Origin of the sequence: Chryseobacterium sp. CT-SW4 (assembly GCF_048572715.1) — a bacterium.
GTDB lineage: Bacteria > Bacteroidota > Bacteroidia > Flavobacteriales > Weeksellaceae > Chryseobacterium.
Window position 1 is genome coordinate 3,027,246 of the sequence record NZ_CP183840.1, and the last position, 16,057, is coordinate 3,043,302.

At 37.0% G+C, this 16,057-nt stretch carries 16 protein-coding genes; 7 read left to right on the forward strand and 9 right to left on the reverse strand.

What is annotated here, in order from left to right; genetic code table 11:
* Positions 1–14: 14 nt before the first annotated feature.
* Positions 15–3,713, forward strand: coding sequence for a metallophosphoesterase (locus ABJ974_RS13590; protein ID WP_419868777.1), 3,699 nt, complete (start codon positions 15–17; stop codon positions 3,711–3,713).
* Positions 3,714–4,012: 299 nt separating this feature from the next.
* On the forward strand, positions 4,013–4,729 hold the full coding sequence (locus tag ABJ974_RS13595) for a hypothetical protein (protein WP_419868778.1): 717 nt from the start codon (positions 4,013–4,015) through the stop codon (positions 4,727–4,729).
* Positions 4,730–4,810: 81 nt separating this feature from the next.
* Here the strand turns inward: ABJ974_RS13595 and ABJ974_RS13600 are convergent, their stop codons facing one another.
* The 6 genes from ABJ974_RS13600 to ruvX all read right to left on the reverse strand — a co-directional run bounded on the left by ABJ974_RS13600 (position 4,811) and on the right by ruvX (position 9,250).
* Positions 4,811–5,674: a hypothetical protein gene (locus ABJ974_RS13600; RefSeq protein ID WP_419868779.1), complete on the reverse strand. Its 864-nt coding sequence runs from the start codon at positions 5,672–5,674 to the stop codon at positions 4,811–4,813.
* Positions 5,675–5,676: 2 nt separating this feature from the next.
* Entirely contained in the window at positions 5,677–6,756 is a 1,080-nt protein-coding gene (locus ABJ974_RS13605; protein ID WP_419868780.1) for an FUSC family protein, read from the reverse strand.
* Positions 6,757–6,760: 4 nt separating this feature from the next.
* Positions 6,761–7,528, reverse strand: a complete 768-nt coding sequence (gene mazG, locus ABJ974_RS13610; protein ID WP_419868781.1) for a nucleoside triphosphate pyrophosphohydrolase — start codon at positions 7,526–7,528, stop codon at positions 6,761–6,763.
* A gap of 108 nt (positions 7,529–7,636) precedes the next feature.
* The gene (locus ABJ974_RS13615) at positions 7,637–8,191 is read right to left on the reverse strand and encodes a DUF5606 family protein (RefSeq protein ID WP_419868782.1); all 555 of its coding nucleotides are present in this window, start codon (positions 8,189–8,191) and stop codon (positions 7,637–7,639) included.
* 73 nt (positions 8,192–8,264) lie between these two features.
* Complete coding sequence (gene def / locus ABJ974_RS13620; RefSeq protein WP_419868783.1) at positions 8,265–8,837, reverse strand: peptide deformylase; 573 nt, start codon at positions 8,835–8,837, stop codon at positions 8,265–8,267.
* Complete coding sequence (gene ruvX / locus ABJ974_RS13625) at positions 8,834–9,250, reverse strand: Holliday junction resolvase RuvX (RefSeq protein ID WP_419868784.1); 417 nt, start codon at positions 9,248–9,250, stop codon at positions 8,834–8,836. Before ruvX ends, def begins: the two co-directional genes overlap by 4 nt.
* A gap of 114 nt (positions 9,251–9,364) precedes the next feature.
* Between ruvX and ABJ974_RS13630 the strand changes: the two genes are divergently transcribed.
* On the forward strand, positions 9,365–9,844 hold the full coding sequence (locus ABJ974_RS13630; protein WP_419868785.1) for a SixA phosphatase family protein: 480 nt from the start codon (positions 9,365–9,367) through the stop codon (positions 9,842–9,844).
* A gap of 30 nt (positions 9,845–9,874) precedes the next feature.
* On the opposite strand, the gene ABJ974_RS13635 is transcribed toward ABJ974_RS13630, so the two are convergent.
* Positions 9,875–11,419, reverse strand: coding sequence for a serine hydrolase (locus tag ABJ974_RS13635; protein WP_419868786.1), 1,545 nt, complete (start codon positions 11,417–11,419; stop codon positions 9,875–9,877).
* A gap of 184 nt (positions 11,420–11,603) precedes the next feature.
* Here ABJ974_RS13635 and ABJ974_RS13640 point away from each other — a divergent pair, with 184 nt between their 5' ends.
* The 4 genes from ABJ974_RS13640 to ABJ974_RS13655 are packed head-to-tail and all read left to right on the forward strand — an operon-like array spanning position 11,604 to position 13,991.
* The gene (locus ABJ974_RS13640; RefSeq protein WP_419868787.1) at positions 11,604–12,098 is read left to right on the forward strand and encodes a metallophosphoesterase family protein; all 495 of its coding nucleotides are present in this window, start codon (positions 11,604–11,606) and stop codon (positions 12,096–12,098) included.
* Between the two features lie 42 nt (positions 12,099–12,140).
* Positions 12,141–12,635 carry a Smr/MutS family protein gene (locus tag ABJ974_RS13645; RefSeq protein WP_419868788.1) on the forward strand — a complete coding sequence of 165 codons (495 nt, stop codon included), beginning with the start codon at positions 12,141–12,143 and terminating at the stop codon, positions 12,633–12,635.
* 18 nt (positions 12,636–12,653) lie between these two features.
* A complete protein-coding gene (locus ABJ974_RS13650; protein WP_419868789.1) occupies positions 12,654–13,370 on the forward strand; it encodes a DUF3822 family protein in 717 nt (238 codons plus the stop codon).
* Between the two features lie 51 nt (positions 13,371–13,421).
* The gene (locus ABJ974_RS13655; protein ID WP_419868790.1) at positions 13,422–13,991 is read left to right on the forward strand and encodes an RsmD family RNA methyltransferase; all 570 of its coding nucleotides are present in this window, start codon (positions 13,422–13,424) and stop codon (positions 13,989–13,991) included.
* A gap of 33 nt (positions 13,992–14,024) precedes the next feature.
* Here ABJ974_RS13655 and murI read toward each other — a convergent pair whose 3' ends face one another.
* Both murI and hemW read right to left on the reverse strand, forming a co-directional pair.
* Positions 14,025–14,855 carry a glutamate racemase gene (gene murI, locus ABJ974_RS13660; protein WP_419868791.1) on the reverse strand — a complete coding sequence of 277 codons (831 nt, stop codon included), beginning with the start codon at positions 14,853–14,855 and terminating at the stop codon, positions 14,025–14,027.
* 60 nt (positions 14,856–14,915) lie between these two features.
* Positions 14,916–16,040 carry a radical SAM family heme chaperone HemW gene (gene hemW, locus ABJ974_RS13665; RefSeq protein WP_419868792.1) on the reverse strand — a complete coding sequence of 375 codons (1,125 nt, stop codon included), beginning with the start codon at positions 16,038–16,040 and terminating at the stop codon, positions 14,916–14,918.
* Positions 16,041–16,057: the final 17 nt, after the last annotated feature.

Sequence of the window (16,057 nt, forward strand, 5' to 3'; positions counted from 1 at the left end):
ATTTATCCTTTAAAATGCACCTAAAAAAAATTTTAGTCCCTCTAAGGTTCTTCTTATTAGCCGCAGTTTTAGTCTCGTGTGCCACTTATAACGTAAAAAAAGGAAAAAACTTACAGGAGGTTCATAATGCCGCAATTCCATCGGAGAATGACTTTAAAATTTTTCTGGTAGGTGATGCCGGAAATGCAGATGAAATTCAGTCTCAGCAAACCTTGAATTTTTTAAAAGGGAAACTGGATTCGGCAGACAAAAACTCAATGCTGATATTTTTGGGAGATAATATTTACCCTTCCGGAATGCCTAAAGAAACGGATAAGGATTATTCCCTGGCCAGGCAAAAACTGGAAAACCAGCTTCTCATCACCAAAAATTTTAAAGGAAAAACACTTGTCATACCAGGAAATCATGATTGGTACCACGGTCTGGACGGATTAAAAGCACAGGAAAAATACGTAAAAGAATATCTTAAGGATAAAAAATCTTTTTTACCTAAAAACTCATGTCCTATCGACGATATCAGCCTTACGGAAGATATTAAGCTGATCATTATAGACAGTGAATGGGCACTCGTCAATTGGGATCAGTATCCGGGAATCAACAAAAACTGTGATATCAAGACCAGAGAAGATCTTTTTACGGAATTTAAAGACCTGATCAATAAAAACCAGAATAAAAGAATAATCGTCGCCCTTCACCATCCCCTTATAAGTACAGGCTTACATGCAGGTTACACCTCTGCAAAATCCCATCTTTACCCTTTAAAAAGTAAAGTTCCGGTTCCTGTGGGAGCCAGTATTATCAACGTTCTCAGAAGTTCCTCAGGAGCCAGTCCCGAAGACCTTAGCAACCAGCATTATGCCACACTGGCCAATAGGTTAAAAAGCATTGTACAGGATAAAGACAATGTGATATTTGTCTCGGGGCATGACCATAACCTTCAGTACCATATTGATGGGAATATTAAACAGATCGTAAGCGGTGCCGGCTCTAAAACCGATCCCGCAACCATCGCCGAAAAAACTGATTTCTCCTATGGAGGAAGCGGTTTTGCCATTCTCAATATAAGAAAAGACGAAAGCTCGGATGTGGAATTTTTCTCTACAAAAGATAACTCACTACAAAAGCTTACCCATATTAGCATAAACCAACGTCCTAAAGACTTTGTGAATGATTATCCCAACACATTACCGGAAACGTTCACCTCTACCGTATATCCTCCCAAGCTTATTAAAAAAAGTAAAACTTATCGATGGCTTTTTGGAGAACATTACCGAAAATATTACGGAATTCCCATCAAAGCTCCGATTGGAAATCTTTCAGAACTGAATGGCGGGTTCACTCCTTTCCGGGAAGGTGGTGGAAACCAATCCGTCAGCTTAAGATTAAAGGCCAATGACGGGCAGGAATTTGTTATGAGAGGCGTTAAAAAAAGTGCGATACGCTTCCTGAACAATATGGCTTTTAACAAAAGTACTTTGGGGGATGAGCTTAAAGAGACTTTCCCAGAAAAATTCCTGCTGGACTTTTATACCACCAGCCATCCTTTCACTCCTTTTTCAGTAGGAAATATGGCTGATAAACTCAATATTTATCACAGTAATCCCAAACTCTACTATATTCCGAAACAGTACGCACTCGGAAGATATAATCTGGACTATGGGGACGAAATGTATATGATCGAAGAACGATTCTCTTCAGATCCTAAAACTTTACAATCACTGGATAATGCCCAGGATATTATATCAACCGATGATCTTTTAAAAAATCTTACCAAAAACTATAAATATTCTGTCGACAAGGAGTCTTACATAAGAGCACGGTTATTTGATATTTTAATCGGAGACTGGGACAGACATTCCGACCAATGGAAATGGGCTGAATATAAGGATGGAGATAAAAACGTTTATAAGCCTATTCCGAGAGACCGGGATCAGGCTTTCAGCAAATATGACGGAGCTGCATTTAAGATCATAATGAATATACCGGCTATCCGGCACATGAAAACATTTAAGGAAGATATTAAAAATGTAAAGTGGATGAATATGGAACCTTATCCCCTGGATCTGATATTCCTAAAAGCTTCCCAGGAAGAGGAATGGATTGCCCAGGCTCAATACATTCAGAAAAATCTTACCGATTCCGATATTGATCATGCTTTCGATAATCTTCCCGAAGAAGTAAAAGATGAAACTATTGCAGACATACAAAGAAAGCTCAAGCTCAGAAGAGATAAATTAGAAGTATATGCCGGTCAGTATTATGATGTCCTTCAGGAAAAAGTTCCTTTAGCTGGAACGGTAAATCCTGATAAGTTTGTCATTACAAAAAATGAAAATACGGTAGAGGTTAAACAATATAAGCTGGACAAAAACAAGCAAAACCCCGAATTGGTATTCCAAAAAGTATACTCAGATAAGAAAACCAAAGAACTTTGGATTTATGGCCTGGAAGAAGACGATATTTATGAAGTTTCCGGAACCGGTCATCCAAAAATAAACATCCGCCTGATCGGAGGTTATAACCACGATGTTTACAATGTATCTAACGGCAGCAAAGTAAGGATCTATGACTTCAAATCACAGAAAAACACTTATAATGCAGATACAGCCATCAAAAATATTTCCGATGATTATAATATTAATACCTATAATTACAAACATCCGAAATACAATTACCTGGCAGGCTATCCTAATCTCGATTACAACCCTGATGACGGTGCTATCATCGGCGTGCTGGTTAATTATACCGTGAACAATTTTATCCGTGATCCTTATACCCAGAAGCATAGTCTGAAAGCTAACTTTTATACAGCGACCGCCGGATTTAATTTTGCCTATAAAGGAATTTTCAAAAAAGCAATTTCAGGATGGGATATTGGAATTGATGCCCTTTACACCACACCACGATTTTCCGAAAACTTCTTCGGACTGTCCAATGAAAGTGAATATGATAAAAAAAATACGGAACGGGAGTACAACAGAGCAAGAATATCAAAAATCCATTTTGCATCCTCCTTATCTAAAAAAAGCTGGTTTAACTTTACTCATCAGTTTCAGCTGACTTTTGAAAACAATAAGGTCCAGAGTAAAGCCAACCGGTTCGTCAATGAATCTCCTGATGTAAATCCGAGCGTATTTAAAGATCAGCAGTTTGCAGGTGCCAATTATACATTCGGATATAAAAATTTAGATAATAATGCTTTCCCTACCCTTGGGATGGAGTTCCTGGTAAATGCCAACTGGAAAACCAATCTTTCGAATACCAATCAAAACTTTCTGGTCTTATCCGGAACATTATCCCTAGATCACCGGATAGATAAGAAGGGTGATTTCGTATTTGCCAATTCCAGTAATGTGATGTGGATCAATAATAACAATTTCGATTTCTATCAGGCCGCAGCCATTGGCGGTAACAACGGAATGCGGGCTTTCAGAAATGACAGATTTTCCGGCAGATCTTATTTTACCAATAATTCGGAAATACGATGGGACTTCGGAAAAATAAGAAACCGTGTGGTCCCTACCAATATGGGAGTTTTAGTAGGGTATGATATCGGAAGGGTATGGAACGATGATGAAACTTCCCACAAATGGCATCAATCTGCCGGTGTAGGATTTTGGCTCAGCATAGTAGAAATGTTCTCCACAAGACTGAATTATTTCTATGGCTCGGACGGAGGAAGAATATCAGCCGGAGTCGGGATGAAATTCTAGAACACGAAAGTATTTTTTATATGCTAAAGATCAATCAAAATCCGGTTGATCTTTTTTTATGCTGATGAAGAATATTTTTTATATTTTTCATTAAAGTAAAAATAAATAAATTCTATTTCCAGTGTTTTAATTAACACATCCATAGTAATAATTAAAAATTAAACACAATATTAAATTTATTATTCAATAATATTTTACTTAATTAATTCATATAACCATAATCGTAATTATTATTAAAAAAATAAATAATTCTAAAAAAATTATATTTGCTAGAATTATTTAACAAAAAACACATTGAAATGATAAAAAAGCTAATGTACATAGCCTTCTTTGCTGTGTCTATAATTTCGTATGCGCAACTAGGGATTCTTACTCCCACACCACAAAACACTTTACATGTGAACGGCTCACTTCAGGTAGTAAAAGACTTGAATGTAGGAGGTACAGCAAGTACAAAAGGAAATTCAGGAAACAAAGGGGAAGTTCTTATGTCAAACGGAGTGGGTAACGCACCGGAATGGAGAAGCATAGAATCCGAAAACTTTCTGAAAGTTGTTTACGTAGGGAATAAGACAACCATCAGCCCTACCAGCGGCAGTTATACAGGAACACATACTATGACAAACGCACTGGAAAGTTATTCAAAAACTTACGTGTATAACATCAGTAATAAAGAGGACAATGCCTATCTTACCTATAATTCCAGCACAGGTCTTTTTACCGTAATCAAACAGGGATACTACAATATTGTCACCAATATTAATTATGACCTCAGCTTAAACGCTGACGGATATACAGCCGGTACAGCTAAATCTTATATCCAGAAAGTCTCTCCTTCCAGTGCAATACTTGCAGCAACATCTACGGGACATGGAGAACGTACCTCATTAGTAACTCATAATCTTTCTTCCATTAATTTCTTTAATACCGGAGAAACATTCAGAATAAGGGGTATTCATACACAGGATTTCAGGCTGTCAGCCGGAAATATTTATATCACTTATCTCACACCATAAAAACTACTCCCCCTACAAATCAGTAAATCCTCAGAATATCTGAGGATTTATTTTTTATATTAAAATGATCTTCACTTATTCTTAAAGGGAAAACCTATACACCTTTCCTCCATCCTTCTTCTCTTTTTCATCTGCAATCAGTAAAGTGGAATCATCAAGAAAAACAACCCCTTCTTTCTGGGAATTATGGTTAAGAGAAACTTTTTCTATCCGTGCAGCATTAAAATCATCCGCAGTAAACCCCGAAAGGATATGAATATTTTTGTGAGTCAATAATACGATCTTATCTTTCTTCGCATTAATACTTGCAGAAGTAATAGCCGCATCATTATATCCACCGTCAAGCTTTAATTTTCCAATAAGCTTGGCCTCAAAATCTCCTTCTTTATTCGGGACCTTAAAGACTAAAAAAGTTCCGTCAAACCCCTTACTCCGGTTTTTAGTAAATAAATAAAAGTTACCATCCATTTCCACAAAAGCTTCACAATCATACAGCCATCCAGATTTTTTAGGAGGAAATTCCGTCTGCCCTTCATAATGGAATGTTGTAGTCTGCACCACTTTAGTGGTGCTTGCAGATGGTGAGGTAAGATCCAATTTTAAAATAGCAAGATCCCGCCTGTCATTATTATTATTTCCGAAGTTTCCTATATAAATATTCCCCGAAGTATCACTTATAATATCTTCCCAATCCGTATTTTCAGCATCCACAAGCACTTCTGCTTCCAGTTTACCTTCCCTGTCCAGGCCGTAAACTACATTTTTATTTCCGTGATCTTCTATTGTCCAGATCGTTTTACGGTCTTTGGACAAAGCAATACCGGAAACCTCTTTCAATTTTTTAGGTAAGGAAAACTCCACTGTCAGTTCATTTTTATGAGAAGAATCTTGTGCTTTGGGATTACAGTTCCACAAAAGAAATATGAGTAAAACAAGAATTCGCATATCTATTTTTTTAATTTTTTATATTGAAAATAAGAGTATCGTATATTTTTCTCCAGATTATTAATAACCTGCTGGTGATGCAGGAAAAAACCTGTTGCTAATCCGATTAAACTTCCTATCACAGTATCCAGCAGCCTTGCTTCCATTAATTCCGTAACGTTATGGTGAATATCTGCACCGGCTTCAGCCAAAAGGATCGTTAGCGGAGTAATAAAAATAACGGCAAAACCATAGTTTCTCACAATCAGCATTTCAATTACAAACTGAAGAAGAGTGATCATAATAATCATTTCTATCTTTTCCGGCAGAAATAAAAGGAACAGCCACGTTAATCCCAATCCAATAAACGTACCTAAAATCCTGTGTACATTCCTCTGGCGGACATGTTCAAAATTTCTCCCCTGAATAACAGCTACTGCCGCAATGGATATCCAATAGGTATTCTGAAACTGAAGTATATGACCTACCGCTAAAGTGAGCATCATAAAAAAGCCTATAATAAGACTCTCAACGATCTTAGTATATCTTCTCTTTTTAAAGTGCCTTCGAGGTAAGGAAGCCACTGCTGTTCTGGCCACCAATATAGAATACAGGAATGCCAGGGTACAGGATAAAGTAGCTCCCATTGCTACTAATCCCACTCTTGTAGGAATCATTTCCAGATCAAAATGAAAATTACTCGCCATAGCCGCTGCCATGATAAAAAAGAAATTTCCGGGAGGCGGGATTTTAAAATAAGAAGTTATAAAATGAGCCAGAAAAGAAACAAGTCCGAAAGAAAGGGTCGCAAAATAAAAATTAAAGCTAAAGAAAAGACTTACTGAAAAAGAGAATACCATTCCGAATGCACACACCGCCAGATGAACCATACGCTGGGCAATAGGAGCAGATGTAAAATATAAAATAGTCAGAGCCCCTATACTGGACTGGCTCCCGTAATGAGGTTTTCCCAACAGCCACCCGATCAGCAGACAGCTTCCTATACATAATGCTGCCAGTACAGGAAAATGCCACTTCCTTTCGGTTTTCTTCATTTCAATAAGATATTGAAAACGATGATGGATAGGATGATCTGCTTTCATACCGTTACCTTAGTTTTTTAACTTCTTCCCACAGAACATCCATTTCCTCCAAAGACATATCAGCCAGCTTAAGGTTTCTTTCCTGAGCTAAAACCTCCATCTTCTGAAAACGGGAAATAAATTTTAAATTCGTTCTTTCCAACGCCGAATCCGGGTTGATCCCCACAATCCTCGCATAATTTATTATTGAAAAAAATACATCTCCCAATTCCTGTTCTTTTTTATCCGGATCCGTTTCCTCATGAAACTCCTTTAATTCTTCATCCACCTTTTTCCATGCATCTTCCGCATCATGAAATTCAAAACCGATCCCCTTTACCTTATCCTGAATTCTGTACGCTTTTACCATGCTCGGTAAGCTTTTGGGAACTCCACCTAAAATAGATTTGTTTCCTTCTTTCAGTTTCAGCTTTTCCCAGTTCTTCTTTACGTCCTCTTCATCTTTTACTTCAGTATCTCCATAGATATGGGGATGGCGGAAAATAAGCTTTTCGTTCAAGGAATTGATGACGTCAGCAATATCGAAACTGCCCTTCTCGGACCCTATTTTTGAATAGAACACCAAATGAAGTAATACATCCCCCAATTCCTTTTTTATTTCCATAAGATCATCCTGTAATATGGCATCAGAAAGCTCATAGGTTTCTTCAAGGGTGAGATGGCGAAGACTCTGGAGGGTTTGTTTCTGATCCCATGGACATTTTTCCCGTAAGTCATCCATGATATCCAGTAATCTTCCAAAAGCTTCTAATTTTTCTTCTTTAGTGTTCATAGGTAACAGTTGATGTTTATACAAATTTAAGAGTATTTTTCTGATAAAAAGAAAAACCTTGCCGGGAAGGTCCGGCAAGGTTTTTTATCTGTTAATTCAATCAATGAATTATCCTTTCTTAGTATGTGTGCTTTTCGGAGCAGACTTAGCTGCTGAAGTAGCTTTTACTTTAGGAGTCGCTGGTTTATCAGCTTTTGGAGCTGCTTTTTTCGGAGCCGGAGCTTCAGTAGCTTCTTCCTGTACAGGATCTAAAGTTTCAGGCTCAGCTTTTACAAAACTTTCAGGAGTAATATATCCTGCTTTCTGTAAAATATTATACCATTGCGCCAGTTTTTTGATATCGGAAGTATATACTCTTTCCGTATCATAATTAGGAAGAGAAACTCCCATAAAATCTTTTAATTCAGCATCGGTAGCTTTATGAGAAATAGTTTCCTTATAATCATGGTTTTTAGCAATATTTTCAAAAACTTCAAACAAAGGAACCTCTTTATCAAATGTGAACATGGCAATGTTGTCCAATAAGCTTACCTGGCTGGAATTTCCAATGCTTACTTTCTTTTTAGAAGTAACATCCTCAATAATAAATCCGTTTCTTAGTTGAGAAACTAATTTATAAAGTCCTGGCTTTCCGGAAATTGAAATTATTTTTTCTAACAGCATAATTTTATTTTTTTTAAGTGTAACAAGAGCACAAGGCTTTGTTGTTTATTATTTTCTTTATTGATTTACTAAATTATTTGGGAAACCTCATTTTATAGTTGATGCTCACATCCCCATGAGAAATTTTTGTCAGTTTCCCTTTTACTAATTTCTTTTTTAAAGCACTCAGATGATCGGTGAACAGAATCCCTTCAATATGATCATATTCGTGTTGAATTACGCGGGCTCTAATATCGGAAAAAGTTTCTGTATGCTTAACAAAATTTTCGTCATAATATTCTATAACGATAGTCCCCTTTCTTTTAACATCCTCCCGTACGTCAGGAATAGAAAGACATCCTTCGTTAAACTTCCATTCTTCGCCGGATTCTTCAAGAATTTTAGCATTGATAAAAACTTTTCTAAAGTCTTTGAGATCATCTTTAATATCCTCATAATCCTCGTCTTCAGCCAAAGGTGTAACATCTATTACAAACAGACGAATGTCCAGTCCTATCTGCGGAGCTGCCAGCCCAATACCGTTTGCCCCATACATGGTATCAAACATATTGTCTATCAGTTCCTGTAAATCGGGATAATCTTTATCTATATCTTTGCCTACTTTTCTTAAAATAGGATCCCCAAAGGCTCTTATTGGTAGAATCATCTTTTCTTTTGTTCTAAAAAATTCTGCAATATAATTGTTGCACTTACTTTATCTATTAATCCTTTTTCCTGTCTTTGCTTTTTGTTTTTTCCACTTTGGGAAATAAAAAACGAAGCCATTTTGGATGTAAAACGTTCATCAAAACGCTGTACCTGAACAGTCGGAAATTCTTTTTTGAATTCTTCGATAAAATTCAGGATATCCGTTTCCACTTCAGAAACATTTCCTCTAAGATCCACAGGCAAGCCGATTACTACTTCTTCCACCCTGTTTTCACTGAAATACTTTTTCAGGAATGATAGCAGGGATGCTGTGCTCACCGTATCCAGACCACTGGCAATAATCTGCATATCATCTGTTACGGCAATACCACATCTGGCCTTTCCATAGTCTATTGCAAGGATTTGTCCCATAAGTTTGCAAATTTAAGAAATTTTAGCGATTTTATTCGTAACGTAGTTTTTTTTATAAATCATGTTTTATTCCGTTATTTTTTTTATAATTTTATTTTTTCTAAAAAACAAATTATGAAGAAACTCATCCTCGTAAGACATGCGAAAAGCGACTGGCCGGAAGAGACCGAGGACTTTGACAGACCATTGGCTGATAAAGGTCTTGAAGATGCAATGAACATGTCCAAACATTTAAAAAACAACGATATAACTATTGATTATCTGGTATCGAGTCCCGCGGCACGAGCTTTAAATACCTGCAAAATTTTTAATCAGACTTACCAGGCGGATTATAGCACCGACGAAAAACTTTATCATCCGTCAGAAAAAAATTTTCACTCCGTTATTTATGATTTAAATGACACTCATGATTCCGTAGCATTCTTTTCTCATAATAACGGGATTTCCAATTTTGCCAATTCTATCTCAGAAGATATTTTCCACTTCCCGACCTGTGGAGTGGCCGGCTTTGAAGTAGATTGTGAATCATGGTCGGAATTTGAAGGCGCCGAAAAGCGGCTCATCTTCTTCTATGACCCTGATAAGATAAAATAAAAAGGCTCCAACTGATGGAGCCTTTTTTATTTATTTTCTTTTTAAATCCAAATCTTCAAAGTCAAAACTGAAATCCGTAACATCAGAAATAGGCTTCATCGTTGCAGACTGCGCCTTTCCATTTTCATCATAATTAAAAACAAGATATACATCCGCATCATAGCTTCGGTCATCCCACTTCACTATAAAGCTGTTATAAGAATAAGGAAGGAGCTCTCCTTTTAATCTCGGAGAAGCAGCACAGAAAATCCTATATGTTTCCCCCTGTCTGATAATTTCCACATCTCCAAACCACCGGTCATTATACTTCCCGGTAAACTGCTCGGGAGCCGGATGCAGATTTTTATTTTTCCTGAAAGCTTCAGACTTTGTAAAAGCTTCTTTCTTCTGCTTTTCAAATTTGGCATTAGACGCAGCGGTTCTTTCTTTATAAGTGGTAAGCCAGTTTCTGTCAGCAATTCCCAGGTAAGAATCTTTTACGGTATTGGTGATCGTATTAAACGCAGCGCCGGATTGCTGATTGGTTAACACCACTATTCCCAGATTCAAATCAGGAATAAGGGTAAACTGGGTTACCGTTCCTATTAAGCCACCCGTGTGCTGTACCTGCTTGTGACCTTTTACATCACTTAAAAACCATCCTAATCCATAACCATAAAAGCTGGTATCATAGGGATTTTTAGCGGCAACCGGAGCTGAAATCTGCAAACTCCAAAGCTGCTGAGCCTGCTTATCGGAAACCAGCTTCTTCCCGTCTTTTGTCGTAAAGTTATTTAATAGAAACTGAGCCCAGGTGGTCATATCTTCGATATTGCTCATAATACCACCAGCTGCATTTGCGGTTTCATTCCAGTCGTGAGGTACTGCTTTTGCTTTTCCGTCCACCGGCGCATGGGCATCTATTTTATTCGATACCGATTGGGCTCTGTTATAGCTTCCAAAACTGGAAGTCATTCCTACCGGTTTCATGATCCTCTGCTCTATAAATTCCGCCCAGCTCAGTCCAGATACCCTGTGAATAATTTCTCCGGCAACGATAAACATAATATTATTGTATTCCAGATCGGTTCTGAAAGAATGTTCCGGCTTTAAGTAACGAACGTTATGCACAATATCATTTACTGTAAGGCTTCCCCCTTCCGGAAAAAACATGAGATCTCCCTGTCCAAGACCTAATCCTGCCCTGTGGGTCACTAAATCTTTAATGGTGATGTTCTGGGAAACATACGGGTCATACATCTGAAATTCCGGGATATATTGGGAAACTTTATCATTCCAATTCAGTTTTCCTTCATCAGCCAACAGAGCCAGTGCCGTACATGTAAAGCCTTTTGAATTGGAAGCTATTCCCACCAAAGTCTTCTCATCCATTGGATTCTTTGACGTCAAAGAACGGACTCCGAAACCTTTTGCATACACCAGCTTACCATCTTTTACAATTCCGACAGACATTCCCGGAACATCAAAAGTCTTTAAGGTACTTTTGATCAGTTCGTCTAACTTTTTCTCTTCGACCTGCGAATTAAAAATTCCGACAGCTAACAGAAAGAGAAGAAAAGAAAGTTTTTGCCTCATAATTTTTTTTAGCGAAAGTAAGTATTTTTAATAATCTTTGCACTTTTCAGCCTTCAAATTTATCGGCAGAACCTTATAAATCCTCAATAAGCATTAAAAATAAGCAGGTTTAAAAAAGTTAACAAAAGATTTTTTTTTATAAACTTGTACAATTGAATTTTTCTTCAGTTAAATTGTATTAGTAATGACAAACATCCTTCTTCTCTCCGATTCCCATTCTTATATTGATGACCGAATTTTAGATTATGCCCGGCAGGCCGATGAAATATGGCATGGTGGAGATTTTGGAAGCATAGAAGTTATTGAACAGCTTGAAAAGATAAAACCCTTAAAAGGGGTTTATGGCAATATAGACAATAATAAGATCCGTGCAGAGTTTCCCGAGGTCAATCGTTTTTTCTGCGAAGAAGTGGAAGTTTTAATGATCCACATCGGCGGATATCCGGGAAGATATTCTCCTTTAGCCAAAGAGGAAATCCTTCGGCAATCTCCCCAGTTATTTATTTCGGGACATTCTCATATTTTAAAAGCCATGTTCGATGAAAAGAACAATCTGCTTCACCTTAATCCCGGCGCCTGCGGAAAACAGGGATGGCACAAAATGAGAACCATGATGCGTTTTACCATAGACAAAACGGAGATAAAAGATCTTGAAATAATTGAATTGGGACCAAAATAGGCTTACATTTGTACCCGTTCTGACAGTACAAAAGTGTAACAAATGAAAATTGGTGATCAGGTTTCGGTAATTGATGATGATTTAAGCGGTATCATTACTTCCGTGAAAGGAAATACCGTAGTCTTTAAGGATGAGCATGGTTTCACCCACCAATATCCTATGGAAAAGCTTGTTCCAAAAAATCCATCCATATATGAAAATGTAGAGATAAGACAAAAGCAGGAACCTCAGAAAATCACATCCAAAAAACATCAGAAGAAACCTATGGTTTTGGATCTGCATTTCAATAATCTGGTTAAGAATCCGAACGACTATGACAGCTTTGAAAGGCTGTTCATACAAAAGGAAAAGCTTATGGAAGTATTGGAGTTTTGCAGGAAAAATAATTTAAAAAGGCTGGAAATCGTTCATGGCATTGGTGACGGGACTTTACAGAAAATGGTATGGAGTGTTCTGGAAAGCCAGACCCACCTTGATTTTTATAATAAAGAAATCCTTCACCATCAATCGGGTGCGGTAATGGTAGAATTTCATTAAATTTGCAATTATTCAACTATGAACGTACTTAACTTACTTTTTACCAAAGACGGATTAATCTACCAAATAGCCCGGAACAAAAAGGTTTTGGAGGAAAAATCCTATTTTGTAACGGAAGAAACACCTGAGGGATTTCTAACAGATAAACTGGATGAAATTTTAATCAAGCAAAGATTTGATGAAGTGCAGATTATTTCGGCTCTTAATCATTTTACGCTGATGCCGGAAGGTTTTGAAGATCACGATTCGGGATATGACCTCATCGCCTTCAACGCTCCCGTTGATAAGCTAAGTGAAGAACTTATGCTTTCTATCAACAAGAAATTTAAAATTCAGTTTTATTATACATTTCCCAAAGATTTCTACAAAAAAATAAAGGAGCTGGCTATTCCTGCCCATTTCAACTTCTCTGGAGAAAAGTTTTTAAACTCTCTTCATCATAAAGGGCGTAAGGAAATCCACATCAACCTTTACCACAATCAGTGCGAGTTTTTCGCCATCGACAATCAAAAAGTTATTTTATATAATAATCTGGATGTAAATTCGGAGGTGGACTTTTTATACTTCATTATGTTTACTTTGAGTAAAATAGGATTTGGAATTAATGAAACTTACTTTTTCGCTTATGGGGAGACTACGGAAAATGAAACATTTATTTCCGAGCTGCAAAAATTCGTAAAAAGCCTGAAGATCGTATTTGATAATCTTCCTAACAAAAATTTCATTTTAAATTAAGCCATATGAGGCTTTATTGAAATATACCTACAACCTTAAAATTCACTGAGAATGTATAGAATAATCTCCGGCAAATGGAAAGCCAAAAAGATAGCCGCACCGAAAAATTTTGATGTAAGACCTACTACGGATTTTGCAAAAGAAGCTTTATTCAGCATTCTGGAAAACAAATACGATATGCAGTCTGTTTCCGTACTGGACCTTTTCGCCGGTATAGGATCCATTTCCCTTGAGTTTGCTTCAAGAGGATGCCAGGATATAACTTCTGTGGAAATGAACCCTAAGCATACTGCTTTTATCAATTCTACCGCTGCGGAACTGGATATGTCTTTACAGGTTAATATCCAGAGAGGAGATGTTTTTGACTGGCTGAAAAAGTTCAGGAATAAGAAATCTTTTGAGATCGTTTTTGCAGACGCTCCTTTTGAAACCGAGGAAAAGAAATATTATGAAATGATCTCCCTTGTCCTTAATAATAAATATGTAAAAGAAAACGGAGTCTTCATACTGGAACATCAGAGCCGTTTAAAACTGGAACACCCAAATTTACAGGATACCCGGAAATACGGAAACGTAAGTTTCAGCTTTTTTGCCCCGAATATTGAAGCTACCGAAGAATAGAATAAAAAAAGACTCATTGCTGAGTCTTTTTATTTATAATACTTTTAATTCCAGATCAATGCTTTTCCCAAAGAATTTCTTGGATATTTTTTCAAAGTTTTTAGTGAGGTCCGAAAGATAGAAATGATAGCTTGGTTTGGGGTTACAATCATTCAGAAGGTGATATTTATCCAGAATAATCTTCAGATGATTGGCCACAATATTGGGAGAGTCGATTACCCTTACCCTATTTCCGTAATATTGTTTGATCTCGTCTATCAATAAAGGATAATGGGTACATCCCAGGATCAATGTTTCTATGTTTTTAAGCTTGCTGTTGCTTAAATAATTATAGATAATAGCATGGGTTATAGGATGATTCTTGAAACCTTCTTCAATGGCAGGAACCAGCAAAGGGGTCGCCAGCTCATCTACTTTAATAAATTTGTTATGCTTACGTATACTCTTTTTATACAACCCTGAATTTACGGTAGCTTTCGTAGCAATAACTCCAATATTATTATGAATTTCATAGGCTACTTTTTCCGCAACCGGATTGATAACGTCAATGACAGGCACTCTACCGGCTACTGATTCTATTACTTCCGTTAAAGCATTGGCTGTTGCCGTATTACAGGCTATTACAATGGCTTTGCAGTTCTGTTCCAGCAGAAAATTAGTAATTTTCGTAGAATACTCAATAATCGCCTCTTTTGATTTATCTCCATAAGGCAGGTGCTTGGTATCTCCAAAGTAAATTAAATCTTCATTAGGTAAGAGCCTTTTTATTTCCTTAGCATTCGTTAAACCACCCACACCACTGTCAAAAATACCAATAGGCTGCTTGGGTGAAAGATGCGAATAATCTGGTTTTTTATTTTTCAAAAGAGGTGAAATTTTATGCAAAATTAATGATTTTTATGGGAAAATATCAAGATTTTAAAATTAAACCATAAAGAGATCCGACGCAATTCCATCCGCTAAAAACCAGTGTTTTTCAGGGATTTTAAGATGATCATTATCTATTTCTAAAAAACCTTCCTCCAGCTTAGGCCGGATTTCTGAAATGATCTTTTCATAGACCTCCTCAGAAAATTTGTTTTTCAACTCCTTCATATTTACTCCCCAGCTGGTTCTTAACCCTATCATAATCATTTCGTTGAACTGATCCTGCTCAGAGAGTATTTCAGACTCACAGGCAGTTATATTAGCATTAAGCTTTTTGATATATTGCTGATTATTGGCTACATTCCAGCTTCTTTTATCAAACCCATTATAAGAATGGGCAGAAGGTCCTATACCCAAATATTCTTTATACTTCCAATAAGCGGAATTGTGCCTGGAATAAAAGCCGGGTTTCGCAAAATTGGAAATTTCATAATGATCAAATCCGTGATCTTTCAGAAAATCCAGCATATAATAGAACTCCTGGTTCTGCTCTTCTTCTTTGGGCGTGCTTACCTTTCCTTTGGCTATCCAGCTGTTCAGCGCTGTCTTCGGTTCTACTGTAAGGGCATAAGAAGAAATATGCGGAACTTCCAGCGCAATGGTTTTATTTAAGTTTTCTTTCCAGATATCCATATGGGAAGTCGGGGAGCCATAAATAAGATCAATACTCAAATTTTCAAAACCAAAATCCTGAGCTCTCTTAATAGAACTTTCCGCTTCTGAGGAATTATGAGCCCTGTTCATCAATTTAAGGTCTTCATCAAAAAAGCTTTGGGTTCCTATGGATAGGCGGTTCACCGGTGAATGGGACAATTCCTTCAAAAAGTTTTTATCCAGATCATCGGGATTTGCTTCTAAAGTGATCTCTATATCCTTTTCAAAGCTGAAATACTTCAGGACTTCATCCGTAAGCCCGTTAATTTCTGCAACACTGAGAATGGAGGGAGTACCTCCCCCGAAATACAAAGACTGCAGATTTTTATTTGTCAGTTCATCTTTTCTCAACCCGATTTCCTTTTTCATCGCAGCCATCATTTCATCTTTAAAATCTAAAGATGTCGAGAAATGAAAATTACAGTAACTACACTTTTGCTTGCAGAATGGGACGTGAATATAAATCATAAAAAAAGCCCTGAAAA

Bases quoted from the DNA above. Each gene is read 5' to 3' on its own strand.
- ABJ974_RS13590 (WP_419868777.1), top strand. From the start codon at position 15: ATGCACCTAAAAAAAATTTTAGTCCCTCTAAGGTTCTTCTTATTAGCC.
- ABJ974_RS13595 (WP_419868778.1), top strand. From the start codon at position 4,013: ATGATAAAAAAGCTAATGTACATAGCCTTCTTTGCTGTGTCTATAATT.
- ABJ974_RS13600 (WP_419868779.1), bottom strand. From the start codon at position 5,674: ATGCGAATTCTTGTTTTACTCATATTTCTTTTGTGGAACTGTAATCCC.
- ABJ974_RS13605 (WP_419868780.1), bottom strand. From the start codon at position 6,756: ATGAAAGCAGATCATCCTATCCATCATCGTTTTCAATATCTTATTGAA.
- mazG (WP_419868781.1), bottom strand. From the start codon at position 7,528: ATGAACACTAAAGAAGAAAAATTAGAAGCTTTTGGAAGATTACTGGAT.
- ABJ974_RS13615 (WP_419868782.1), bottom strand. From the start codon at position 8,191: ATGCTGTTAGAAAAAATAATTTCAATTTCCGGAAAGCCAGGACTTTAT.
- def (WP_419868783.1), bottom strand. From the start codon at position 8,837: ATGATTCTACCAATAAGAGCCTTTGGGGATCCTATTTTAAGAAAAGTA.
- ruvX (WP_419868784.1), bottom strand. From the start codon at position 9,250: ATGGGACAAATCCTTGCAATAGACTATGGAAAGGCCAGATGTGGTATT.
- ABJ974_RS13630 (WP_419868785.1), top strand. From the start codon at position 9,365: ATGAAGAAACTCATCCTCGTAAGACATGCGAAAAGCGACTGGCCGGAA.
- ABJ974_RS13635 (WP_419868786.1), bottom strand. From the start codon at position 11,419: ATGAGGCAAAAACTTTCTTTTCTTCTCTTTCTGTTAGCTGTCGGAATT.
- ABJ974_RS13640 (WP_419868787.1), top strand. From the start codon at position 11,604: ATGACAAACATCCTTCTTCTCTCCGATTCCCATTCTTATATTGATGAC.
- ABJ974_RS13645 (WP_419868788.1), top strand. From the start codon at position 12,141: ATGAAAATTGGTGATCAGGTTTCGGTAATTGATGATGATTTAAGCGGT.
- ABJ974_RS13650 (WP_419868789.1), top strand. From the start codon at position 12,654: ATGAACGTACTTAACTTACTTTTTACCAAAGACGGATTAATCTACCAA.
- ABJ974_RS13655 (WP_419868790.1), top strand. From the start codon at position 13,422: ATGTATAGAATAATCTCCGGCAAATGGAAAGCCAAAAAGATAGCCGCA.
- hemW (WP_419868792.1), bottom strand. From the start codon at position 16,040: ATGATTTATATTCACGTCCCATTCTGCAAGCAAAAGTGTAGTTACTGT.